General features: G+C 38.6%; 19 protein-coding genes, 1 tRNA gene and 1 pseudogene. 12 read left to right on the top strand and 9 right to left on the bottom strand.

Annotated elements, in window-relative coordinates:
- Positions 1–11 precede the first annotated feature (11 nt).
- On the top strand, positions 12–1,769 hold the full coding sequence (locus LV704_RS11830; protein WP_163419859.1) for an aromatic amino acid hydroxylase: 1,758 nt from the start codon (positions 12–14) through the stop codon (positions 1,767–1,769).
- Here the strand turns inward: LV704_RS11830 and LV704_RS11825 are convergent.
- The 4 genes from LV704_RS11825 to alaS are packed head-to-tail and all read right to left on the bottom strand — an operon-like array spanning position 1,737 to position 6,630.
- Positions 1,737–2,363 carry a DUF4230 domain-containing protein gene (locus LV704_RS11825; RefSeq protein ID WP_163419861.1) on the bottom strand — a complete coding sequence of 209 codons (627 nt, stop codon included), beginning with the start codon at positions 2,361–2,363 and terminating at the stop codon, positions 1,737–1,739. The genes LV704_RS11830 and LV704_RS11825 overlap by 33 nt on opposite strands.
- On the bottom strand, positions 2,364–3,323 hold the full coding sequence (locus LV704_RS11820; protein ID WP_163419862.1) for a GSCFA domain-containing protein: 960 nt from the start codon (positions 3,321–3,323) through the stop codon (positions 2,364–2,366). It abuts the gene before it with no gap.
- Positions 3,324–3,342: 19 nt separating this feature from the next.
- Entirely contained in the window at positions 3,343–4,002 is a 660-nt protein-coding gene (locus LV704_RS11815; RefSeq protein WP_163419864.1) for a hypothetical protein, read from the bottom strand.
- 3 nt (positions 4,003–4,005) lie between these two features.
- Positions 4,006–6,630 carry an alanine--tRNA ligase gene (gene alaS / locus LV704_RS11810; protein WP_163419866.1) on the bottom strand — a complete coding sequence of 875 codons (2,625 nt, stop codon included), beginning with the start codon at positions 6,628–6,630 and terminating at the stop codon, positions 4,006–4,008.
- A gap of 104 nt (positions 6,631–6,734) precedes the next feature.
- Between alaS and LV704_RS11805 the strand changes: the two genes are divergently transcribed.
- From LV704_RS11805 to LV704_RS11780, 6 genes and pseudogenes are all read left to right on the top strand, one after another.
- Complete coding sequence (locus LV704_RS11805; protein WP_163419868.1) at positions 6,735–7,712, top strand: M23 family metallopeptidase; 978 nt, start codon at positions 6,735–6,737, stop codon at positions 7,710–7,712.
- A complete protein-coding gene (locus tag LV704_RS11800) occupies positions 7,712–8,041 on the top strand; it encodes a MerR family transcriptional regulator (RefSeq protein ID WP_163419870.1) in 330 nt (109 codons plus the stop codon). The genes LV704_RS11805 and LV704_RS11800 overlap by 1 nt, the downstream gene beginning before the upstream one ends.
- Positions 8,042–8,071: 30 nt before the next feature.
- Positions 8,072–8,671: a LemA family protein gene (locus LV704_RS11795; protein WP_163419871.1), complete on the top strand. Its 600-nt coding sequence runs from the start codon at positions 8,072–8,074 to the stop codon at positions 8,669–8,671.
- Positions 8,672–8,675: 4 nt separating this feature from the next.
- On the top strand, positions 8,676–9,113 hold the full coding sequence (locus LV704_RS11790) for a TPM domain-containing protein (RefSeq protein WP_163419873.1): 438 nt from the start codon (positions 8,676–8,678) through the stop codon (positions 9,111–9,113).
- Positions 9,094–9,865 (top strand): annotated as a pseudogene (locus tag LV704_RS11785) (YgcG family protein). Before LV704_RS11790 ends, LV704_RS11785 begins: the two are co-directional and overlap by 20 nt.
- A gap of 46 nt (positions 9,866–9,911) precedes the next feature.
- The gene (locus LV704_RS11780) at positions 9,912–10,394 is read left to right on the top strand and encodes a hypothetical protein (RefSeq protein WP_163419875.1); all 483 of its coding nucleotides are present in this window, start codon (positions 9,912–9,914) and stop codon (positions 10,392–10,394) included.
- 3 nt (positions 10,395–10,397) lie between these two features.
- On the opposite strand, the gene LV704_RS11775 is transcribed toward LV704_RS11780, so the two are convergent.
- Positions 10,398–10,808: a nuclear transport factor 2 family protein gene (locus LV704_RS11775; RefSeq protein ID WP_163419877.1), complete on the bottom strand. Its 411-nt coding sequence runs from the start codon at positions 10,806–10,808 to the stop codon at positions 10,398–10,400.
- 217 nt (positions 10,809–11,025) lie between these two features.
- Between LV704_RS11775 and LV704_RS11770 the strand changes: the two genes are divergently transcribed.
- Both LV704_RS11770 and pbpC read left to right on the top strand, forming a co-directional pair.
- A complete protein-coding gene (locus tag LV704_RS11770; RefSeq protein WP_163419878.1) occupies positions 11,026–16,599 on the top strand; it encodes an alpha-2-macroglobulin in 5,574 nt (1,857 codons plus the stop codon).
- 8 nt (positions 16,600–16,607) lie between these two features.
- Positions 16,608–18,977 (top strand): penicillin-binding protein 1C, encoded by a 2,370-nt coding sequence (gene pbpC, locus LV704_RS11765; RefSeq protein ID WP_163419880.1) that lies wholly within the window; start codon positions 16,608–16,610, stop codon positions 18,975–18,977.
- A gap of 3 nt (positions 18,978–18,980) precedes the next feature.
- Here pbpC and der read toward each other — a convergent pair whose 3' ends face one another.
- Complete coding sequence (der, locus tag LV704_RS11760; RefSeq protein ID WP_163419883.1) at positions 18,981–20,282, bottom strand: ribosome biogenesis GTPase Der; 1,302 nt, start codon at positions 20,280–20,282, stop codon at positions 18,981–18,983.
- A 76-nt stretch (positions 20,283–20,358) separates the two neighbouring features.
- Here der and LV704_RS11755 point away from each other — a divergent pair, with 76 nt between their 5' ends.
- The gene (locus LV704_RS11755) at positions 20,359–20,871 is read left to right on the top strand and encodes a GTP-binding protein (RefSeq protein WP_163419885.1); all 513 of its coding nucleotides are present in this window, start codon (positions 20,359–20,361) and stop codon (positions 20,869–20,871) included.
- A 70-nt stretch (positions 20,872–20,941) separates the two neighbouring features.
- Here LV704_RS11755 and era read toward each other — a convergent pair whose 3' ends face one another.
- Together era and LV704_RS11745 are read right to left on the bottom strand one after the other, a co-directional pair.
- Positions 20,942–21,826: a GTPase Era gene (gene era, locus LV704_RS11750; RefSeq protein WP_163419886.1), complete on the bottom strand. Its 885-nt coding sequence runs from the start codon at positions 21,824–21,826 to the stop codon at positions 20,942–20,944.
- Positions 21,813–23,180: a sodium:alanine symporter family protein gene (locus tag LV704_RS11745; RefSeq protein WP_163419888.1), complete on the bottom strand. Its 1,368-nt coding sequence runs from the start codon at positions 23,178–23,180 to the stop codon at positions 21,813–21,815. The genes era and LV704_RS11745 overlap by 14 nt, the downstream gene beginning before the upstream one ends.
- Positions 23,181–23,294: 114 nt before the next feature.
- Between LV704_RS11745 and LV704_RS11740 the strand changes: the two genes are divergently transcribed.
- Both LV704_RS11740 and LV704_RS11735 read left to right on the top strand, forming a co-directional pair.
- A tRNA-Met gene (locus LV704_RS11740) sits at positions 23,295–23,367 on the top strand.
- 663 nt (positions 23,368–24,030) lie between these two features.
- On the top strand, positions 24,031–25,713 hold the full coding sequence (locus LV704_RS11735) for a hypothetical protein (protein WP_163419890.1): 1,683 nt from the start codon (positions 24,031–24,033) through the stop codon (positions 25,711–25,713).
- On the opposite strand, the gene LV704_RS11730 is transcribed toward LV704_RS11735, so the two are convergent.
- Positions 25,710–25,874 carry a hypothetical protein gene (locus tag LV704_RS11730; RefSeq protein ID WP_163419892.1) on the bottom strand — a complete coding sequence of 55 codons (165 nt, stop codon included), beginning with the start codon at positions 25,872–25,874 and terminating at the stop codon, positions 25,710–25,712. The two genes, LV704_RS11735 and LV704_RS11730, sit on opposite strands and share 4 nt — an antisense overlap.
- Positions 25,875–25,930 lie beyond the last annotated feature (56 nt).

Below are 25,930 nucleotides of genomic sequence, written 5' to 3'. Positions count from 1 at the left end.
AAAAAAGTGCAATGAATTACGAATCCAATCCCATTCTTGACAAGCTTCCCGGGCATCTAAAGCAGTTTATAAAGCCGCAGAATTACGATGATTATTCTGCAATTGACCAAGCTGTTTGGCGCTATGTAATGCGCAAAAATGTGGACTATTTAAGCAAAGTAGCACATAAATCATATGTAGATGGTTTACTGAAAACGGGGATTTCCATTGACCATATTCCCAATATGTATGGCATGAACCGTATCTTAAAAGAAATTGGTTGGGCAGCAGTTGCTGTGGATGGCTTTATTCCTCCCTCGGCCTTTATGGAGTTCCAAGCCTATAATGTATTGGTCATTGCCTCTGACATTAGGCAACTGGAAAATATTGAATATACCCCAGCTCCAGATATTATTCATGAAGGAGCAGGACATGCTCCCATAATTGCAAATCCTGAATATGCCGAGTATTTAAGGCGATTTGGGGAAATTGGTAGCAAAGCTATTTCAAGTGCTAAAGACTATGAACTCTATCAAGCCGTAAGGCATCTATCCATTATCAAAGAGGCAACGGGAACCTCAAAAGAAGAAATAGAAGAGTCTGAAAGGCATATTGAAGAGCTTCAAAAAAATATGGGCGTACCTAGTGAAATGGCGCTTATCCGTAACCTTCACTGGTGGACAGTGGAATATGGTATGATAGGCACTTTGGAACAGCCAAAAATTTATGGTGCAGGGTTACTTTCATCTATTGGGGAAAGTAAATGGTGTATGCAAAGCGATGTAGTTAAAGAGCTTTATACTATTGAAGCGGCCCAAAAAGCATTTGACATTACCAAACCGCAACCACAACTTTTTGTTACACCTCATTTTGCGCATTTAAGCCAGGTTTTGGAAGACTTTGCCAATACCATGGCTTTACGTACCGGAGGTTTATCTGGGGTTCAAAAACTAATAGATTCCAAGGCTTTGGGAAGTATTGAACTTAGTACAGGTCTTCAAGTATCCGGGCATTTCAATTCGGTTATTGAACACAATGGCAAACCAGTTTATATGCGAACGGTGGGGCCAACAGCATTGGCCTATCGTGAGAAAGAACTCGTGGGTCACAGTACCGAACAGCATCCTGAGGGCTTTGGTTCACCCATTGGAAAACTAAAAGGCATCAACCTTGCTATCGAGGATATGGGGCCACGTGATTTAAAAGCATACAAAATTTTTGAAGGAGAGCAGGTTTCACTGGAGTTTGAGGGAGGTGTGAGTATAGAAGGCACCATTGTTACTGGAACCAGAAACTTACAAGGCAAAATCATCTTGATCACCTTTAAAGATTGTAAGGTTACTCATGATGGCACACTTTTGTTCCTTCCCAATTGGGGACTATACCACATGGCCGTTGGCCAAAAAGTGGTCTCCGCTTTCAACGGTCCTGCTGATTTAAATAGCTTTGACCTCATCTCTCATGAGCTTACCGAAACCACCATTAAATCAGAAAAAAGTACCGATAGAAGACAATTGGAGTTATACTACGCTCAAATTAGGGATTTTAGAGAAGGTGTGAACACCACTATTTCTAGGAACAAGGTTTTTCAAGAACTTAAGAAAGACCATCCTGATGATTGGCTTTTGCCCACAGAACTTTATGAGTTGGCCAAAAAGAGTGATGACAAAGACTTTCAGCAAGAACTGTTAGTACATTTAGAGACGGTTAAACTGAATAATCCCAAGGTGGGGCATTTAATTGATGACGGTATAGGATTAATCAACAATAGTTTTTCCCATAGTCTCTAGCGCTTCTGCTGAGTTAATCTTTTCTTGACCGTAGGTCAATGTCCAGCCCAAGGTATTTGTAAGCACATATATTCTGGAAAGTTCGCTGATCAATCTATTTTCAGCATTGGATTTTAGCGATGAAGCTTTTACCTTTTTTAGCAGTGAAGTGGTAACATTTTGTTTTATGGCATTGTAATCCTCTGCTTTAAACGGGTTAAAATAATCCGCGGTAACATCGTAATATTCAAAATCTGGATTGATTTTGATTTCGGGTTCAGGGATAAACTTAATGTGAATTGTTTTCTGAGCTTCATCCATTTCATATTCAATTTTGGAAAGGTCATATGAAATTGTGGCCTCGGCGTTTACCACCACCAAGGCTTTCTTATCCGCTGTGACCAATGCTCCAAACAATTCTTTAGAATCCGCATAATTGTAAACTTCAACAAAATGTCCTTCGGTTACAATGAGTTTGGATACCTGCTTTAATTCCTGTTGAAGCAACATTGAATTTTCCTTAAGAATCGACTGCTGTGCTTTATCATCAGCACATGATTTATAAATTAAAACAGATGCCAAGGCAATTATTGCCCCAATGAGTACTTTTTTCATTTAATCAAATTTCATAAACGGATACCTATCTTTAAGATACGTAATTTTCGTCTGGAGCGACTTTTTGAACTTTTGGTGTTCTTTGGAATTTGGATTAAAAGGTCGGTGCCGCAGTCCTTTTTGAATCACCTCAACCTCTTCCATAACCGCATAGGACTTTGAAGAAATCCAACTGAGTTTAAATTTCTCCCAGATGTAATCTATCGCCAATTCATTGGGATGTATCATATCCTTTCCATAAAAACGATAATCTCGCAACTCGTCCATCATGATCTCATATGAAGGAAAGTACGAGAGACCTCTCGACTGCAATCGAGCTGATAGAACTCCATGTACTGCAGAAATTAAATGCGATTTGCTCCGTTGATTTTCAACAAAACCATCTTTCAGGTGACGTACTGGGGAAATTGTAAAAATGAGTTTAGCCTTTTGGTTAATGGATTCAATCAAACCGATTAGCCTTTCCAAACCAGCTTGAATCACTTCTACCGAGAATAATTCTTTAGTAAATTCTTTTTGAGGGACTTTATGGCAATTGGCCACTACCTCCTTTGTTTTATTATAACGATATCCCCAAGCGGTGCCCAAAGTAATAATGACATGGGTAGCTTGTTCTACTTGTCGTTTGGTTTCTTCGAGTCCATTATTCAGGTTCCGGAGCAATTCTTCTGCTGTATTAGCACTCAAATCCGAATGGGCATCAAAGCAATGCCATCTTCCTCCCTGTTCAAAAATTTCATTTCCTTGATAATTACGATTTTCAATGGCGCGTTCCACCAATTTTTCAATTGCAAGTGGATGAAATAATATTCCAAAAGGATTTTGCAATTGCTGAAAGTTGTAGTACCCCAATTTGTCTCCAATATTTTCTACAAAACAAGAGCCCAGCAACAGTAGCTTACTCTGATAATCTATTGGATTGTCAGATTTTGCAAGAGGGATTGTGGTTAGGAGTTTCATTTTGGAAGTATCTGTGCAACTATCTGCAATTTTCTAAATCCTTAATCATTTCTTTGTATTGAGATTCTAGCTGTATTTCTAGTTGGTTCACAAATTTTAAAATTCGGCCCAAATCATCAATAGATTGATTTCGCAACGCTTCCGTGGCTTTATCAATCTCATTTTGAACCAAATTCTGGGTATTGTATATACCTTCTAATTCGTAAAGGCATTCATATCCGAATTCATGAAATATTCCTGTAGATTTTGAGGTCTCCCACGCAATTCTGCTCAGTTCTGTAATATCAAGATTGATATAGGTATCCCCCTCATAATTGTATAAATCTGTATCAACATAAGTGGAATCGGTTACCATGAAAAAATCCTTGTATGTATCTTCAAAGGCACTCATGATTTTTGGCGAAACCAATAATTTACCTGAATTCTCATTCTGTATTTCCTCAATAGCATCAAGGAAGAATGTAATCTCTTGATTGTTTGTCCTATTTTCTATAAGCTGCTCCAAATTAGTATTGAGTTCGCCTTTTATTTTATCCAAAGCAATTTCAATATTGGAATTTGTAGTTTTTGAAGTATTCCAATCATTAAACCATATAGCAAGGTTTATCCCCACAAAAATCAAGAAAATCTCACCTAGAATGTATTTCCATTTGATTTCCTTTAGTTTAATAAATCGCATAAGCTATTCCATTTGATTGACCATTTCCATTGCTTTTTTCAAAGCATCTGGAATACCTGAAGGATTTTTACCTCCAGCGGTAGCAAAGAAAGGTTGTCCACCGCCACCGCCTTGGATATATTTACCCAATTCGCGAACGATATTTCCAGCATTTAATTTTCTATTGGACACCAATTCTTTGGAAATGTAACAGGACAAGAGTGCTTTTCCATCATTTTCTGCAGCGAGCATTAAAAATAAATTGGAAAATTGGCCTCCAATTTCAAAAGCAAGATCTTTAATCCCATTGGCATCTAAATCAACCTTTTTGGCCAAAAATTGGACTCCATTTACTTCTTCTAATTCTGAAATAAGTTCAGATTTAAGGCCTTTGGCCTTATCCTTAAGCAATTGCTCCACCTGCTTTTTCAAAGCAGTGTTTTCTTCCTGAAGTACGGTTACAGATTTTACTGGATCCTGTGCATTATTAAGTAGGTCCTTAATCTCAAAAAGCATTCTATTGTTCTTAAAATAGAACTCTTTTACCGCATCGGAAGTAATAGCTTCAATTCTTCGTATTCCAGCCGCAACTGCTCCTTCCGATACAATTTTGAAGTGCCAAATATCTGCTGTATTCTTCACATGGGTACCTCCGCATAGCTCCACAGATTGCCCAAACCGAACAGTACGCACAGTGTCTCCGTATTTTTCACCGAACAATGCCATTGCCCCTTGTTCCATAGCCTCTTTAAGCGGAATATTCCTGTTTTCTTCAAATGGCAATTGACCTTCTATTCGCGCATTCACAAAATTCTCTACGCTTCTAAGTTCTTCAACACTTAATTTGGAAAAGTGCGAGAAATCAAATCTTAAATATTTAGAATGTACCGCTGAGCCTTTCTGCTCCACATGCGTTCCCAGAACCTCCCTTAATGCCTGATGCAATAAATGGGTAGCCGTGTGGTTACTAGCTGTTCGCCATCGTTGCTTTTTATCTACCGTAGCTTTAAGTGTTCCTGAAACATCTTTGGGCAAATTCTCAGAGAAATGAACTATTTCATTGTTCTCTTTCTTGGTATCTATAATATAAATGACATCTCCGTTTGCAGCCTCCAAATATCCCTTATCCCCTACCTGGCCGCCACCTTCCGCATAAAATGGGGTTAGATTAAAAACCAATTGAAACTGTTCACCTTCTTTTTTACTTTTTACCTTACGGTATTTCACCAATTTCACCTCAGCTTCAAGACTATCATAACCTATAAACTCTTGTTCAGCATCATCTAAAAGTATTGTCCAATCCTCCTTGGATACTTCAGATGCTGCTCTGGAACGATCCTTTTGCGCTTTTAACGCTTTTTCAAAACCTTCAGAATCCAATTCATACCCTTTTTCCTCTAAAATTAGAGCGGTAAGATCAATCGGGAAGCCGAATGTGTCATACAATTCAAAAGCTTTTTGGCCATCAATCGTTTTATTTTTTGAAGACTTTATAACGGAATCTAACAGCACCAACCCTTGTTCCAGCGTGCTCAAAAACGAATTCTCTTCTTCTTTGACCACATTCTCAATCAATTGATATTGCTCACGAAGTTCTGGATAAGCTTTACCCATAGTTTCGCCCAACACTTTCACCAACCGATAAATAAATGGCTTTTTAGTTCCCAGAAAAGTGAATCCATAACGAATGGCACGCCTTAAAATTCTTCTTATTACGTAACCCGCACCTGTATTACTAGGCAATTGCCCATCAGCTATAGAAAATGCCACGGCCCTAATATGATCGGCAACCACCCTAATAGCTATATCTGTCTCCTCATCTTTGCCATATTTACCACCAGTAATGGTTTCAATCTCGCGAATTAGAGGTGTAAAAACATCTGTGTCATAATTGGATTTTACATTTTGCAAAACCATACACAAACGTTCAAAACCCATTCCCGTATCCACGTGCTTTTCTGGAAGACTTTCCAATGCACCATTTGCCTTTCGGTTGTATTGCATGAAAACCAAATTCCAGATTTCCACCACTAGAGGGTGGTCTTGGTTCACCAAAGAAGCACCTGAAACTTTAGCTTTATCTTCTTTTGACCGTATATCTACATGAATCTCTGAACAAGGTCCGCATGGGCCCTGATCTCCCATCTCCCAAAAATTGTCCTTTTTATTGCCCATGATAATCCGGTCTTCCGGAACAATAGCCTTCCATAATTCAAAGGCTTCTTTATCCATTTCCAGACTATCCTTATCCTTACTTCCCTCAAAAACAGAGACATAAAGACTGTCCTTGTCTATTTTATAAACGTCTGTCAATAACTCCCATGCCCATTGTATGGCTTCTTTTTTAAAGTAATCGCCAAAACTCCAATTCCCCAACATCTCAAACATGGTATGGTGGTAAGTATCTTTACCCACTTCCTCCAAATCGTTATGTTTACCGCTTACCCTCAAGCATTTTTGAGTATCAGAAACTCTCTTGGATTTTGGAATTGAATTCCCTAAGAAAAATTCTTTAAACTGGTTCATGCCAGCATTAGTAAACATCAAAGTGGGATCATTCTTCATGACCATTGGTGCAGAAGAGACTATTTTATGCTTTTTCTCTCTAAAAAAGTCTAAAAACTGAGCTCTAACTTCTTGGGATGTCATTGGAATTGCTAGGGTTTTATTAAATTTAACATTTTAAGCAAAACAATTTTTATATTTGTTTGTTTTGATTAAAAGAATGCGCAAAAATAGGATAAAATCCCTTCATGTCTAAAGTTAAGTACTATTACGATCCAGATACACTTTCTTATAGGAAGATTGAACCTAAAAAGTCCAAAAAGTATCGAAATCTCTTCTTTTTCATAGTAGGGGCTGCTTTGTTTGGCTTTATTGGCCTTATTGTACTGTTAAATACCAATTGGTTAAACACTCCCAAAGAGCTTTCCCTAGATCGTGAGGTGCATAATTATGAGCTCCAGTTTGAAATCTTAACAAGGAAAATGGCACAGATGGAGCAGGTTTTAGCCAATATTGAAGATAGGGACAACAATATCTACAGGTTATATTTTGAAGCAAATCCAATACCAGAGGAACAACGTAAGGCCGGTTTTGGCGGAATAAACCGATACAAGTCCTTAGAAGGTTTTAATAATTCTGAAATCATCATCAATGCCACACAACGTTTGGACATTATTCAGAAACAAATGGTGATTCAATCCAAATCTTTGGACGAAATTGCCAAGCTCGCCGAAGAAAAAGAAAAGCTTTTGGCCGCTATTCCTGCCATACAGCCTGTAAGAAATGAGGATTTGACCAGAATGGCGTCTGGCTATGGGTGGCGTTCAGACCCTTTTACAAAGGCTAGAAAAATGCACTGGGGAATGGACTTTACCGCTCCAAGAGGTGTGCCAATTTATGCTACAGGTGACGGAACAGTTAAACGTGCGGACAACCGTTCTTCAGGATATGGCAAACACATTAGAATAGATCACGAGTATGGTTATATGTCTTTGTATGCCCACCTGAGCAAATACAACGTTAGCAAGGGGCAAAAAGTAAAGCGAGGGGATTTAATAGGTTTTGTAGGGAACACGGGGCGTTCAGAAGCTCCTCATTTACATTACGAAGTCTTTAAAGATGGAGAACGCATCAACCCCATTAACTTCTATTATGGAAGTTTGACGGCGGAAGAGTTTGAAAATATGCTCAAATTCGCCAACCAAGAGAACCAATCACTGGATTAATGCATGTAGATCTTCCTGAAAAACGATATTACGGCATTGGTGAAGTAGCCAAAGCATTTGGTGTGAACACTTCTCTGATTCGGTTTTGGGAAAAAGAGTTTGATGTACTTCAGCCTAAAAAAAATGCCAAGGGCAATCGAAAATTTACTCCTCAAGATATTACAAATTTGCAGTTGATCTACCACTTGGTAAAGGAGCGTGGGTTTACCCTAGAAGGTGCAAAAACACATCTAAAAGAAGAAAAGCAAAAAACCCTATCCAATTTTGAAGTGGTCCAAAAACTCCAAAAAGTAAAGGCCGAACTTCTCAAAATTAAAGAACAACTATAATAACACTATAAACACTAAAAACTTAAGAAAATGAAAAAATGGTTAATTCCGTTAATTGTTATTGGGGTCATTGCATTTATAATTTATCAATGGGCAGTGGGGTTTAATAATACTGCCGTACAATATGAAGCTGATGCGAAGACGGCTTGGTCCAATGTAGAAAGTTCCTATCAACGAAGAAACGATTTGATAGGAAACCTGGTCAAAACAGTTCAAGGGGCTGCGGATTTTGAAAGAGGCACATTAAAAGATGTTATTGAAGCACGTGCAAAGGCAACTTCTACTACTATAGATGCCAATAATATTACTCCAGAGCAATTGGCACAATTTCAACAAGCACAGACAGGGCTTTCTTCAGCACTTTCCAGACTTTTGGTCACTGTGGAACGCTACCCTGACTTAAAGGCAAATCAAAACTTTTTGGAATTGCAGTCACAATTGGAAGGTACCGAGAATAGGATTAATGTAGCAAGAGATAGATACAATGAAAAAGTTAATATCTATGATATTCACACTACCAAATTTCCAGGAAAATTGCTTGCAGGTTGGTTTGGTTTTGGTGAAATGCCGCGCTACAAAGCTAATCCAGGTTCTGAAAATGCACCAGATGTAAACTTCGATTTTAATTAGATACATGTCGCACGTAGAGGAATTTTTGACCGCTGGGGAGGAACAGGAAATTATTGAAGCTATTCTTCAGGCCGAAAAAAACACTTCAGGAGAAATCCGAGTGCATCTTGAAGCAACTGCCAAAATAGATCATTTTAGTAGAGCACAACAGGTATTCCACTTTCTTAAAATGGATAACACCAAAGAAGAAAATGGAGTCTTACTTTATGTAGCCGTTGATGACAAAAAATTTGTTATTTATGGAGATAGTGGGATTGACCGTGCTGTCCCTAAAGGTTTCTGGGATACTACAAAAGATTTGATTTCCTCACACTTTAAAAATGGTGATTTTAAACAAGGCATTGTAGAAGGCGTGATAAAAGCTGGAGAAGAATTGGAAGCTCATTTTCCATGGGACCATAATGATACCAATGAACTGAGCGATGCCATATCAAAAGGTTAGTCTTCTTATTACCCTATTCTGGGTTTCCTTTGGATGGGGGCAATTTTCTATACCTGAAAAACCCAAAAAACAAACCAGTGTTTACGATTATGTAAATCTGTTGTCCGCATCCCAAAGCAAAGCTTTGGAACAAAAACTTATTAGATATTCAGATAGTACTTCTACCCAGATTGTAGTTGCAATCATCAAGTCTACAGAAGGAGAAAACATTAATTTCTTGGGTGCGCAATGGGGTCAAAAATGGGGAATTGGCCAAGCGGACAAAGACAACGGTATACTTGTATTATTGGCAAGAAACGACCGTAGAATAGCTATTAACACGGGTTACGGAGTAGAGGGCTCTTTAACGGATTTTATGTCCAAGCGGATAATAGAATCAGTTATTATTCCCGAATTTAAGAAAGGAGATTACTATGGCGGATTGGATAAAGGTTCCGATGCTATTTTTCAGGTGTTAAATGGAGAATTTAAAGAGGACCGTAGTTTTGCAAATGACCAGGGGTTTTCATTAAAATCATTACTTCCCTTTATTATTTTTATAGTCATCATCATCATTCTTTCCAGAAGAAATAAAAATAATCGTGGAGGTCGCGGTGGAGGTCGAAAATCGGGAGTAGATGATTATCCTAAGTAACATGGGACGCGGTGGATACCGTGGTTCCTCCTCAGGAGGTGGTTTCGGGTCTGGTGGGTTTGGAGGTGGCTTTGGCGGTGGCGGCTTTGGCGGTGGCGGAGCCTCTGGTGGTTGGTGACGCAACTTTGACCCCATCTTATCATCTCTAATAAAAAACTTCAGCTATGTTCTTAAAAAAGTTGATTCTTTACTCTATGCTTTTCAATGCGGTTATCTGCGCGCCAGAGGATGATTTTGAAGACTGCTCACTTGTTGACTGTGCAGCCGTTGACGATTCAGTATACTTTGAATTTATAGATAATACTACCGGCGCAAACCTTATCACTAACGGAACCTATCAAGCGGCTCAAATAACTATTTCGGATGCAGACACCAATACTATTGATTTTGAGGTACAAAAGGATTTTGAAAACCAGGATATTTTAATTATTGATATTCAAAATACACCAATAGGAGAACAGACCTACCAAATTTCTCTCGCGGACACTACTACATTCACTTTTAACATAACCACTTTTGACGGAGCGGGAAGTTTTTGTTGTGGCCCATATACTGGTATTGACGATGCTTCACTGTCAGGAATCGCAGGGGAGCTCACGAACAGCGATATCTTACCGGTTAGAGTTACGGTTTTTGTTCCAGAGTGATGACTATTCCATCCGTTTATAAAAAATCTTACTCACCACTTTCCATTTCCCATCAACTTTAAGCAAGTTCATAAAATCTATAAATGTAAAGGTCGGGTATTCAATTTCTAATCTTGCATTGGCCGCATTGCCGGCAATGTTAATATCAGCAATTCTAGTTTTTCTATTCTGTTTTGGACCTGGTTTTATAGTACTGAAAAACTCAAGAGCGTTAACTTCCTTGTATCCATCTTTCCCAATAAATTTCATGGTTGCGGTTTCATGAAATGCTTTTTTCAATGTTTCAAAATCATTGTTGGTACCGCCATCCAAGTAATAATTTACGGTTTGTTCAACAAGTTGGTAATCTGACTCTTGTGCATTGGTCGATAAAAAAATACCTGCAGAAAAAAGCAAAAGAATAAGGTTTCGCATGATGTTCGTTTTAGATTGTTCCTAATAGTTTCAAGTTATCTTTTTTCAACAATACATGTCATGGCATAAATCATAAATGTTTCATAACGTACCGTCCATTTGTTAAAAACCATTCGTAAATCAATATGAACTACCTATAAATTTTCAATGCCCCTCCACCTATTTTTAAGCTATCTTAGTCATGGTCAACTATTAGTTTAATTAATTCCATTTTGGCATGTCACGTTTTGTTCGAGTTCTAGTTATTTCCATACTTGTTTTGTTTGTTTCCTGTAAAAAAAAGAAGGACTCCACTGATACGGACAACTTGTTTAAATTCAAGGATTATATTAGTTACCACACCAATGGAAATCAAAGTATTTCTACTCCTATCAACATAGTATTGGCACAGCAATTGAATCAGTTTGAACTTGCTCAAGAACTTCCAGTCGAATACATGAAAATAAGCCCAAAGGTTGAAGGAAAGTTGGCTATTGAAAACGGTAGGGAACTTACTTTTCAACCTTCAGAATATTTAAAACCAAATACTGAATACACCGTTAGCCTTTCACTAGGTAAGCTTTTTGAAAACATTGAGCGTGACTTCAAAAACTACACATTTAGTTTTAAAACCATTACTCCAAATTTTAAAATCAGTCTGGGGAATCTCCAATCTTACAGTAAAAATTGGCAATATCTAACGGGTACTTTGGAAGCTTCCGATATCTTAAATGCGAAAAAGATAAACACTGTTCTCTCGGTTGCACAAGGTGATAAAAAGATTTCGGTAAAATGGAACAACACAAGTGAAGATGCCAGGTATTTCAGTTTTAAAATTGATAGTATCCCACGTAAAACAGATGATAGTGAACTAACGGTTAGTTGGCAGGGTAAAGAACTAGGTGCTGATAACGGTGGTTCGGAGAAATACATCATCCCAGGGTTGAACAAATTTGTTGTAGTAGATGCCAAAACCTCAACTGCTCCCAACGCTGCTTTGACGCTCAATTTTTCAGACCCCTTAAAACAAAACCAGAATCTAAATGGTTTGGTCACCATTGAAAATGCCCAAAGTTTGCGTTACGAAATAAACGGTAATGTTCTGAAGGTATATCCTTCAAACCGAATTATGGGTCAAGTACGTGTAAACGCATTTGAGGGCATTAAAAGTGAATATGGTTATACACTTAAAAAATCCTTTTCAGAATTGGTCTCTTTTGAGCAGTTAAAACCAAATGTGCGGTTAATTTCAAAAGGAACTATTTTACCCAACGCTACATCAACACCCATCTATTTTGAAACCGTTAATCTTTCAGCTGTTGAAGTGCGGGTCATTCAGATTTTTGAGAACAATATGTTGCAATACCTCCAAAACAACAATCTTACGCAAGAATACAACTCCGACCTTAGACCTGTGGGCCGAAGAGTAGCTTACAAAGTAATATCACTTGCAGAAACCAAGGATGATGATATGAGCTTCTGGAAAGCACATGCCCTTGATCTATCAGAATTGATAAAAGTGAATCCAGGGTCCTTATATCGAATAGAATTTAGTTTTAAAAAAGAACATACTTCCTATGACTGTTCAGCTTCAGGAAGTTCCGAAGAGCAAATAGAAAGCTATGCTTCAAGTGATAATGACTCCCAAAGCCTAAGCGAAGAAGCTTTAGAAGAACGCTATTGGGACAATGAGATTTATTATTGGAGAAACTACAACTATAACTGGGAAGAGGAGGACAATCCTTGTCACCAAGCCTATTATAACGCAAATAGAATTGTAACAACCAATCTTTTAGGCAGTGATTTGGGGCTTATTGTAAAAAAAGGAAATAACCGTTCTTACCATTTTGCCACAACAAATCTTTTGACTACAAAGCCAGAGGCAAATACGAATATCAAATTGTATAATTTTCAACAGCAACTACTTACTGAAATAACAACAGATGCCTCTGGATTTGGAATTTATGATGGAGAGGCAACAATAGCGTTCGCCGTGGCAGAAAAGAGCAGCAATTTTGCCTATGCAAAACTTGCAGATGGCAATGCGCTTTCATTAAGCAAGTTTGATGTTTCTGGCCAAGAATTGCAAAGTGGACTGCAAGGTTTTATCTATACGGAAAGAGGTGTACATCGCCCTGGCGATCCTGTCCATCTTACCTTTGTCCTTGATGATAAAGCAAATCCATTACCTGCAAGCCACCCAGTAACCCTTGAAGTGAGCGATGCACGAGGGAAACTAGTGCAACGAAATGTACTTAAAGATGGTACTGTACCCGTTGCTGATGGATTGTATGCAAAAAAAGAGGGGGATTTTTATTACTTCCCCATCCCTACAAAAGCTACTTCGCCCACAGGAACTTGGAACGCCAAAATCATTGTTGGAGGAGCACAATTCAATAAAAGTTTAAAGATTGCTACTGTTAAGCCCAATAGATTAAAGGTAGATTTTGCTTTTGAGGATGAAGTACTAAAAGCTAACAAAAATAACAAGGGAAAGGCAATAGTGCAGTGGTTACATGGCGCACCAGCCCGTAATTTAAAAATTGATGTCAACGCTAAATTACAGCAAGCTGCCAATGCATTTCCTAATCATAAGGGGTACATTTTTCAAGACCCCGTTCGAACCTTTAATGAAACAGAACTTCAATTTATTTCTTCAAAATTAGATGGAGAGGGGCTACTCAATGTTGATAAAAAAATCAATGCAAACACTAATGCACCAGGCATGTTGCAAGCCACATTTACTACAAAAGTTTTTGAGGGCGGCGGAGATTTCTCCATCGATGTATTCTCTAAAAAACTGGCGCCTTTTTCACATTTTGTAGGATTGCGTTCCCCAAAAGCAAGACAGTATGGTTCGTTTTTAACGGATGAGAACACAACATTTGATGTGGTATCGGTCAATGCAGATGGTAAACAAGCAGCTAATAGAAAACTGAAGGTCAAAGTATATAAAATAGAATGGAGGTGGTGGTGGAACCGTGGTTACGATAATCTTTCCCGTTACGAAAATGCCACGGTGCATCGTCCTTTTAAGGAAATGTCGGTAACAACTGGAGCTGATGGGAAGGCGAATTTTAAAGTAAACATTCCTGATGACGATGGTGGTCGATTCTTAATCCGGGTTATTGATGAAGATTCAGGGCATGCTACCGGAAGAACAGCCTATTTCTATAGAAACTGGTGGAGAAGACCAGCATCTGGTGATACTGAAAGTTCAAAAATTTTGATTTTTTCAGCAGACAAGGAAAAATACACGCTTGGAGACCAAGCAGTGGTAACTTTTCCATCGGATTTAGGCGGAAGAGCTTTGTTAAGTATTGAAAATGGTTCAGAAGTTTTATCGCAACAATGGATTGAGACCTCGGCAAAGGAGACAAAAGCCACCATTCCAATTACTGCGGACATGGCTCCCAATGCCTACATCAACATCTCCTTGTTACAACCTCATGGACAAGTAGCGAACGACCTGCCCATCCGTTTATACGGCGTAGTCCCTTTATTGGTTGAAAACCCAGCCACCTTTCTAAAACCAGAACTCAAAATGCCAGAAGTTTTGGAACCGGAAAAATCCTTTAAAGTATCCGTTTCAGAAGCAAACAAAAAGCCAATGACCTATTCTTTGGCAGTCGTTGATGAAGGCCTCCTGGATTTAACTCGATTTAAAACCCCAGATATACATTCATCATTTTATGCACGGCAAGCATTGGGCGTAAAAACCTTTGATATTTTTGATGATGTAATGGGCGCTTATTCCATCAGCGTAGATAATATTTATGCCATTGGTGGTGGTGGAATTGGTGAAGGAGCCAAAAACAGGAAAGCACAACGGTTTAAGCCGGTCGTCACCTATTTAGGTCCGTTTACTTTAAAAGCTGGTGAAAAAGCATCCCATACCATAGACATGCCCAATTATGTAGGGTCTGTACGAACGATGGTTGTTGCAGGAAATAAGAACAGCGCTTATGGTAATGTAGAAAAGGCTACTCCAGTGCGGAAACCGTTAATGGTATTGACCTCAATACCTCGAAAATTATCTCCTGGAGAAAAGGTGACCATTCCGGTTACCGTGTTTGCTATGGAAAAAAAGGTCAAAAATGTTACCGTTTCAATTGATGCAGGAAAAGCTCTGGAAGCAATCGGGCCTACATCAAAAAATATCACCTTCAATTCCATTGGCGAGCAAATTGTAAATTTTGATTTTAGGGTAAACCCTTCAACATCATTTCAAACCATAAAAGTGACGGCTTCCGGAAATGGAGAAAACGCCAGTAATGAAACGGAAATTGATGTAGAAAATCCAAATCCTATAACTACTAAAAGTACGCTGTATACGATAACCGAAAATCAATCGGAGACCATCTCTTTTGAAATTTTTGGAACATCTGGCACCAATTCTGCATTTGTTGAGTTTTCCACGCTCCCACCTATGGACTTTTCAAAAAGAATGGAATACTTGCTGCAGTATCCCCATGGCTGTGTGGAACAAACTACGTCCGCAGCTTTTCCCCAGCTATTTTTAGCAGAAGTACTTGATATCACTTTTGACAAGAAAAAAGAAATCGAAAAAAATATAAAAGCTGCCATTAAGAGGCTTAACGATTTTCAAGTGCCAAATGGTGGTTTAAGCTATTGGTCCGGTTATGGAAGTGCAGATGATTGGGGAACATCCTACGCAGGTCATTTTATGTTGGAGGCCAAACAAAAAGGGTATCAACTTCCATTAACATTTTTGAGTAATTGGCTACGTTATCAAAAAAATACGGCCCGTCAATGGAGCAATCAAAGTACTCGTTATAATAATGATATTGCCCAAGCCTACCGCCTATATACATTGGCTTTGGCCCAACAACCAGAATTGGCAGCTATGAACAGATTGCGTGAATCCAAAAACCTGAGTAATGAAGCTAAATGGAGATTGGCTGCTGCTTATGCGTTGGTGGGCAAAAAAGAAGTGGCAAAAGAACTTGCCCAAACGGCTAACATTAACTTTAGACCTAATTCCTATAATTACAGAACCTATGGTTCAGTATTCAGGAATAGGGCAATGGCTTTAGAGACTATGGTCATACTTGAAGACTCCCAACAGCGAGAATTGGCTGTTTCACTAGCAAAAAACCTGTCCTCACAAAGATGGTACAGCACACAAGAGACGGCATTTGCGTTGTTGTCCATGGCTAAAATGGTTGCAAAAAATGGGGGTAAATCCCTTGATTTGACTTTTACCAATAATGGAAAAGAAATAGCGGTAAAAACAGATAGGGCTATTGCGCAACGAAGTATTTCAATCTCCTCAGCAAAAGGTGAAATACTTATCAAAAACAATCAAGGAAATACCATTTATGCCACGCTTACCCAAACTGGCAAACTACCGGTGGGTCAAGAATTGGCGCAACAGCAAAATCTAACACTTTCCGTAAAATATTTGGATGCTGTTGGAAATTCTATTAATGTAACTGAGCTTCGTCAAGGAACTGAATTGCAAGCACAATTAACGGTTTTCAATGCGACCAATGATTATTATGATAATTTGGCATTGACCCAAATTGTTCCTAGTGGGTGGGAAATTGTAAATACATCCTATGCAGGAGGAAGCGACCCAAATTCAAGTAAAGCGGATTACATTGACACACGTGACGACAGAACGAATTTCTATTTTGATTTAGGCGCGAAGAAGACCAAAACTTTTACCATAAAACTGAATGCTTCCTTTTTAGGTGACTATTACTTGCCAGGGTCTCAGGTTGAAGCCATGTACGACAATACCAGCTATGCCCGTAATAAGGGTAAATGGATTAAAGTATCACGATGATGTTGTAAATGAAGGTTTTTTTATTGGCATTGAAGAAAATTATACTGAAACACCGAATTAAATTTTTGGTGGTTCTCATTCTTTTCTTGTTTTGGTTTTTTTGCTTACCGAAACAGCTTTTCAAAGACCCAACCTCAACTGTGGTTACCAGTTCTGATAATGTTTTGATTGGGGCTCGAATTGCTGATGATGGACAATGGCGTTTTCCTGAAATGGATTCCATTCCAGAACGCTTTAAACAAAGTATTTTACTTTTCGAAGATGAATATTTCTATCACCATCCCGGTTTTAATCCGATTTCTATTTTTAATGCCATAAAGCATAACCTTACCAAGGATACGCGAAGAGGGGGAAGTACCATTACCCAGCAAGTTATACGGTTGAGCAGAAAAAACAAGCGTCGAACCTATATTGAAAAATGCATTGAAATCTTTATGGCAACTCGATTGGAGCTACGCTATTCCAAGGAAGACATTTTAAAAATGTACGCTGCACATACTCCCTATGGCGGAAACGTCGTAGGTTTGGAGACTGCTTCCTGGCGTTATTTTGGCATTCCGGCACAAGAATTAAGCTGGGGACAATCAGCTACTTTGGCCGTTTTGCCCAATGCACCATCACTTATTTTTCCAGGAAGAAACGAACAATTACTCCTAAAAAAACGTAATCGGCTACTTAAAAAATTATGGGAAGAAAATCATATTGATGAAACTACTTATGAACTGGCCATTGCAGAGCCTTTACCGCAAAAACCAATTGCCCTTCCCAACATAACGCCGCATCTTACGGAACGTATTAAAAAGGAACACCAAGGCAAACGAATACAGACTTCGATTGATAGACATTTGCAGTATCAAGCAAATATTATAGCAGAACGACATTACCAACGATTAAAAGGTAACGAAATCCATAACCTTGCCATTTTAATTTTGGATGTGGAAACCCGAAAGGTTTTAAGCTATGTGGGCAATTCTCCTTCAGGAAAACAACACGGAAACTACGTAGATATCATAACCAAAAATCGAAGCACAGGGAGCACATTGAAACCTTTTCTTTTTGCCTCGCTCATGCACGAAGGCCAATTGCTGCCAAATACCTTGGTAAAAGATATCCCAACGGTGATCAACGGTTACAATCCAAAAAACTTTAATAGAAAGCACTCGGGGGTAGTGCCTGCAGGCAGGGCTCTTTCACGTTCCTTAAATGTGCCCGCAGTTCGTTTATTGCGTCAATATGGGCTTCAAAAATTTTATAATAAACTTCATAAAATGAACTTGAAATTGAATAGCCCTTCCAGCCATTACGGTTTAGCGTTAATTTTAGGTGGAGCAGAAAATTCACTATGGAATCTTACCAAAACCTATGCTTCCGCTGCTTCAACATTAGCCTATTTTGAATCCAATTCCAGCACTTATCGCACTAATGAATTTGCAGAACCCAGTTATTTGTTGAATACTAAAATCGATTTTGGAAAACAACAGTTTGAAGCTCCGGTTATAAATGCTGGTTCGCTTTACCATACTTTCAAATCACTACAAGAAGTAAATAGGCCGGAAGGTGACGAAAATTGGCAATTTTTTGATTCTTCTAGACGCATTGCATGGAAAACAGGAACCAGTTTTGGGTTTAAAGATGCATGGGCCGTTGGAGTAACATCAAAATATGCCATTGGGGCATGGGCAGGAAATGCGGATGGTGAAGGAAGACCCGGATTAACAGGAATTACTGCTGCTGCACCAATTCTTTTTGATGTGCTTGATGCATTACCCAATAGTGGTTGGTTTCAACAGCCTTTTGACGATTTGGCAGAAATGGAAATCTGTGCGCAAAGTGGACATCTCGCTTCCACTTTCTGTGATAATATCAAGAAAGAGCTGCTCCCAAATAATGGAATAAAAAGCAAGCAGTGTCCTTACCACAAACAAGTTTTTTTGGATGCATCAGAAGTGTTTAGGGTAAATTCCGAGTGTTATCCGCTAGAGGATATGGTAGCCAAAAATTGGTTTACCCTTCCTCCGGTAATTGAATATTATTACTCCACGTCAAATCCAAATTACAGGCCTTTGCCAACTTATCTACAAGGATGTTCAATTTCGGAATTACAATTCATGGAATTTATCTATCCGAAGAAAAATGAGGAAGTTTTACTTCCAAAAGACTTGGGCAACAACACAACTGAAATCATATTCAAGCTTGCACATCAACAAGGAGAAAGTATTGTGTATTGGTATTTAGATGAGACTTACATCGGCACCACTGAAAATTTTCACGAGCTCATCTACCAAATTAAACCTGGAGAATATGTATTGACCGTAGTTGACGATGAAGGCAATCGCATGCAACAGAATGTATCGGTTAAATTGGCTTCGGAGAACTAGGTTCTATTTCTTTCTCAAGAAAACAGTAATAGGCACACCACTAAAGTCAAAGTTCTCCCTCAATTTATTTTCTAAAAAACGCTTGTAAGGTTCTCTCACATATTGTGGTAGATTGCAGAAAAAAGCAAACTGTGGATATGGTGTTGGCAGTTGAGTGCAGAATTTTATTTTTACATATTTACCCTTATATGCCGGTGGTGATGTCTTTTCAATAATGGGCAACATAACATCGTTCAATTTTCGGGTGATAATCTTTTTTGAGCGATTTTTATAAACATCTACGGCAGTTTCAATCGCCTTAAATATTCGTTGTTTAGTCAACACTGAAATGAAAAGAATTGGTACATCATCAAAAGGCTCTATTGCTTTTTGAATTTTTTGAGTGTATTCTTTAACTGAGTTGGTTTCTTTTTCAACCAAATCCCATTTGTTCACCAAAATCACAACACCTTTGTTATTTCGTTGTGCCAACCAAAAAATGTTCTGTACCTGTCCATCAAACCCGCGGGTGGCATCTACTAAAAGTATACAGACGTCGCAATGTTCTATTGCTCTTACGGAACGCATTACGGAGTAAAATTCCAAATCTTCCTTGACCTTTGCTTTTCTCCTGATTCCTGCAGTATCTACCAAATTAAATTCAAAACCGAATCTATCATACTTGGTATCTATACTGTCTCTGGTGGTTCCTGCAATATCCGTAACTATATATCGGTCCTCCCCTATAAGTGCATTAATAAAGGATGACTTTCCAGCATTGGGCCTCCCCACTACTGCGAATCTCGGCAACTCACTTTCTTCTTCTTCAATTTCTGGCAATTCCTTTACCAACGCGTCCAATAATTCTCCTGTTCCACTGCCATTTATGCTCGATAAGGTATAATAATCCCCTAGACCCAATGCGTAAAATTCAACCGCTTCTGTTTCCCTTTGGGCGTTGTCCACTTTGTTTACTGCCAGAAAAACAGGTTTATCAACTCTTCTAAGCAACTTGGATACATCTTCATCCATTCCTGTAACCCCAGATTCCACATCAACCATAAAAACAATGGCATCGGCTTCATCTATGGCCAGTTCTACTTGTTTGTCTATTTCTTGCTCAAAAATATCATCACTGCCAAGCACATACCCACCAGTATCTATTACAGAAAATTCCTTCCCATTCCAATCACTTTTTCCGTAATGACGATCACGCGTAACACCGCTAACGGCATCCACGATGGCCTCTCGACGTTGAATCAGTCGATTAAAAAAAGTAGATTTTCCAACATTTGGTCTTCCAACAATTGCTACGATAGCACTCATCTGCATTAAATTTTGGCAAAAATACCACTATTTATGAAGAAAAAATGATACCTTTTTTAATCATTTTCAATGAATTATGAGTGATTTCACCAATGAAATTGTTTTGCGTCCGCGTTTTGAAGTTTCTTTAAAAGAAGATATTGAACAATTAAAGTTAGTTTTTGACAAAAGTGACAAACATCCATTCCTTATAAAAAGACTGGATGAACACATCTATATACGATTTAAAAAAGCTGACACCACATTTTGGTCCCCACAGCTTCATCTAGAACTTACTTCGTTTGAGGAAGGGATAAGTAAAATTCATGGCGTCTTTGGTCCTAATCCTACACTTTGGACATTTTTTATGTTCTTGCATTTTGGCATAGGCACTCTTTTTATTATTCTGGGAGTTTTTGCTTACTCCAACTATTCCCTAGGGCATGATGTAACTTATTGGCTTGCAGGAATGTTCTTTTTGGTCCTGCTATGGTTTGCACTATATGCTTTTGGAAGAATGGGAAAGGTTAAGGGTCGAACTCAGATGAGTCAGCTTAAAGATTATCTAAGGGAGATAATTTCAGATTTTAAGAATAATGGGAAAGCGTAGATTAATGTCTACGCCCTTTCACTTAACTCAATTATAACGAAGTAACGTTTGTCCAACACTTAATTATGTCTTAGTTGTTGTAACCAAAACGTTTGAGTTGTCTTGAGTTACTGCGCCAATTTTTATTCACCTTAACATAGAGTTCAATATGAACCTGTTTATCAAAGAATTTTTCCAGGTCTTTTCTTGATTCTACCCCAACTCTTTTAAGGGCGCTTCCTTTGTGACCTATAATTATACCTTTTTGCGTATCTCGTTCCACCATGATCACAGAACGAATCCTAATAATATCTGGGTCCTCAAAAAATTCTTCAGTTTCTATCTCTACGGCATATGGAATCTCCTTTTTGTAATGCATCAATATTTTCTCCCGAATAGTTTCGTTCACAAAAAAACGCTCTGGTTTATCTGTTAATTGATCTTTGGGGTAGTAAGGTGGGGCTTCGGGTAACAATTCTAAAATCCGTTCAAAAACCTCCTTTACATTAAAATTTTCCAATGCAGAAATTGCATGTAGTTCTGCTTTGGGAAGTAACCCTTGCCAATATTGTATTTGTTCTTCCAATACCTGTTGTTCAGAAGTGTCTATTTTATTCAATAGCAGTAATACAGGAATTTTACTATTGGTGATTTTTGCAAAGAAAGCTTCATCTTTCAATGCTTTTTCCCCAATCTCAACCATGTATAGCAGAACATCTGCATCTTCAAATGCTGATTTTACAAAATTCATCATGGAACTTTGTAATTCGTATGCCGGCTTTATAATCCCTGGTGTATCTGAAAGAATCACTTGAAAATCGTCCCCATTGACAATACCTAAAATTCGATGCCTTGTAGTTTGCGCTTTGGACGTTATAATAGAAAGTTTTTCACCAACAAAAGCATTCATCAAAGTAGACTTGCCCACATTTGGATTACCAATAATATTTACAAAACCCGATTTATGCTTTTTCATGCTTCATTTTTGAAAAATACTTTTTGGCTGCTAAATTAACTTTAGGGGATAGATAAAGTACCGCTATCATATTTGGAATAACCATAAGTGCATAGGCCAAATCTATCAAATTTATGACCAAATCTACTGAGGCTACTGCAGCAAAAACAATAGTGACCACAAAATACCAGTTGTAGTATTTTCCAATTTTGGCATTGGTTAAAAAAGAAAGGCATTTCACTCCATAGTATGAATAGGTAAATAATGTGGATAGTGCAAATGCTGAAACGATAATCATCAATAAAACATCACCATAACCAAACAATGTTTTTTTAAAGGCAATCAGTGTCATCAGTATTCCATTGCTTTCTGCTTCTAAATAAGCTCCGCTTAGAATAATAACTATTGCTGTTAAGGTGCAGACGATAATGGTATCAATAAAAGGACCTAACATAGCAACTAATCCTTCTTGTACAGGCTCATCTGTTTTGGATTGACCATGGTACATGGGCGCACTACCCAATCCAGCTTCATTTGAAAACATTGCACGCCGAACTCCTAGTATTACCAATCCCCAGAAGCCTCCTTTAATCATGGTATCAAAATTAAATGCCTCTGTTACGATTAATTTTAAAGAAGGCCATACTTCACTTGCATTGGTTGCCATAACAACTATTACGGCCGTAAAGTATACCAACACCATAAAAGGAACAATTGTTGAAGCCACTTTAGCTATTTTTTTGAGTCCTCCAAAAATGACGAATGACGTTATAATGGCGAGCGTAATCCCGATAATCAGCTTCCAGTTAAAATCTCCTAACAAGGCCAAACTTTCATTTGGCTTTACTACATTCATAAAGGTTTGCGTAAACTGATTTGCAGTAAACACTCCTAAAAATCCAAAAAGGCCAGCAATACAGAAAAAAGTAGCCAAAGGTTTTGCTTTTTCACCCATGCCCTGTGTAATGTAGAACATTGGCCCTCCTTGAAGCTTACCTTCAGAATCGGTCCCTCTAAACATGATTGAAAGACTACAAGAGTAGAATTTTATACACATACCTATAAGCGCCGTTATCCATATCCAGAAAACAACACCCGGACCTCCCATATAAATAGCTATTGCCACTCCAGAAATATTTCCAAGGCCTACGGTTGCAGCCACTGCAGCAGATAGTGCTTGAAGGTGACTCACATCTCCCTTTGCCCCTTCTTTATCATGCTTACCAGCTGTAATGGCTATCGCATGACCAAAATAACGGTATGGTAAAAATTTAGATCGAAATACGAGGAACAGTCCACCACCAATTAAAAGAATAAGCATGGCCCACTCGGTGTACGGTAGCATTGCGGACAAAAAATCATTAAAACCTTCCATAGAGTAAAAATTCGAATTTATGGATTTTAAGCTGGACTTGCATTAAACGTTTTAGTGAAAATTAGTTTTAATTTGGAAATAAGTGAAAAACGGTTGTATCTTTGCCCTCCACATCGCGGGGTAGAGCAGTAGGTAGCTCGTCGGGCTCATAACCCGAAGGTCGCTGGTTCGAGTCCAGTCCCCGCTACTACAAAAGAAAAGGCTTCCAATTTCTCGGAAGCCTTTTTTTAATGTCTAAAATTGACTTAGATACAACATAGGTACAACAATTTGCCGCTTACTGGTGTGGTCATTTTAATTGAAATCCGTTGTATTGTTTTGGAGATTAACACCTGTTAATAAGAGGGTCCTTGGTTCGAGCCCAAGAGGGGGAGCATTAATAGTAAGGCTTTAGAGAAATTAAACTCTAGGGCCTTTTTTATTTGCATATAAATTGGTCTTAAGTATTTCTCAAAACCATTTTATGCTAATTGGGAATAAACTTTATTTAAAGAAGCTTTAGAGTAACAGATTCAAGAGAAATAAGGTAAGAGGTCAATAGCCTTTTGAAAAACACTTCTAAGTTTATATTGTGCACACTCTCTCCACAAACAAATACTTCAAAAAATTATCCCTCAATGCACTGATTTTATAAGGGTGCTACTTTCTTTTTTAAAAAGGAAAATAGCTATTTGAATGTTTTTCAAGTTTAAGTGCCGATAAATGGATGAAAAATACCGTTGCTTCAATACGGGCAACAAGTAGTTGTTTTTCGAAATAACTTTCTATCTCAGTGACATAGTTTTTCGCCAACATACCCATCATGTAGTGAAGGTTTGAAAGGTTAGGTGAAAACCAAAAAAACCAACCAATGACTTCAAAAAGTCAGTACGTGAAAAGCGCTTGTTTAGTGCTCCTGATCACTTTTAATTTTAACTATGAAATTGGGTTTGGACAGTGCCTAATACCATTTGACTTCAGCTCGAGTGCGGATGGCACTTTTGAATCTTTATCAGGAGTAGCTAGTAACGATGCATACAACAGTAATATTTATGCATTGGGATGGTTTTTAGCTTCATTTTCGCCTTCAACACCAGATTCATGGGTTTCTCCCATACCCGTCACGGGATCAGGCCTTTGGGCGGGCCTTGCAGACGGAATGCCCCCATCCCCTGATGGGGGAGTTTTTATCGGTGGTTGGGTGAACAATAGCAATAATGGTGAAACTCTTACTACCCGCATAACTAATCTTGAGGTGGGAAAAGCCTATGTGCTAAAGTTTTACCAGGCCAATGCAGGAATTGATGGGATAACGCCTATAGGTACTGCACAAACTGCGCGATGGAGGGTTACACTCAACACCCAAACTTTTTATAGCACCGCCATGGACTATAAGGGAGAGGGCAACCAAATATGGATGGAAGAGGAAATGACCTTTACCTCAACGACAACAGCGCTGGATTTGACATTTTTGGTTGATAGTCATGGTGCCGGGGTCAATTTTGAGTATATGGTCCTAGATGGGGTAAGGTTGTTCCAATATGAGGATACCGATGAAGATGGCATAGCCAATTGCCAAGATATGGATGATGACAACGACGGAATCCTTGACGAAGTGGAGTGTCCTGCAATGAATATTCTAAGCAACCAAAATGCAGATGGCACTTTTGAATCCTTGTCTGCAGTTGCAGGTAGTGATAACCCCAATGGCACGGTAGGGGTTTCATTTTTTGTTGGATTATTTAATCCTGGCTCTGGTTGGGCGCAAGGGAATGGCTCTCCAGATTCATGGGTTGCCCCTGTGCCTTCAACTGGCAGCGGTATTTTAGCTGCAAGTGCTAATGGGATGGCTCCTTCCCCAGATGGAGGAGTCTTTATAGGTGCGAGTGTTCGGAACAATTTCGGTGAATCTTTTTTTGTTCGATTGGATAATTTGGACGTAGTTAGAACCTATGTGTTAAAATTTTATCAAGCCAATGCAGGCATTGCAGGAATCACGCCCATTGATCCCACCCTGAAAGCACGTTGGAGAATCGGGGATTTTTTAGGTGCACCAATTTCTTTTAGTACTGCCATGGACTATAAAGGAGTGGGCAATCAAATTTGGATGCAACAAGAAATGACATTTACTGCCACCTCACCTACAAAATGGTTGGAATTTCGAGCAGATAGCGACGGTACTGGAATGGTTTATGAATACATGGCAATTGATGGAATAAGCCTATATGCCCAACGATTAGCTGGTGATGTTTCGGATTGCTCCATAGATACTGATGGCGATGGAATAATAGATTATGTGGACATAGATAGCGATAACGATAATTGCCCAGATGCATTGGAAGGCGATGGGGCTTTTACCAGAGACAACCTAGACGCCAGCAACAGATTGGCTGGGGCCGTGGATACTTCACCTTCAAGCCCAACTTATGGCGTTCCTTTAGTGGCGATTAGCGGGCAAGAACTTGGATCATCAAAAGACAATACCCTACGCCTTGGTTGCCCCACTAGAATTGTTACCAATAGAGGTGTAACCTATAGAGTTAAAAGAGATTAATCTATGCTTTGTATACTTCTTCCTCGTACAATCTCACCCATTTTTTTACAAAGATTCAAATGGAGTTCTCCATAAATATCTTCATCAATTTCTAGGGCTTCCTCCCAATCATCATAATCTGGTAAATTTTTAATATTACCATTAACTACTCTATACACCATAAAGTCAGAACAATTCGATTTTACAAGTTCTTGCAGAGAACTCGTAAATAAACTTT

The sequence above is a fragment of the Flagellimonas sp. CMM7 genome (assembly GCF_021390195.1).
Taxonomy (GTDB): domain Bacteria; phylum Bacteroidota; class Bacteroidia; order Flavobacteriales; family Flavobacteriaceae; genus Flagellimonas.
This window is presented reverse-complemented; position numbering and strand designations above follow the sequence as displayed.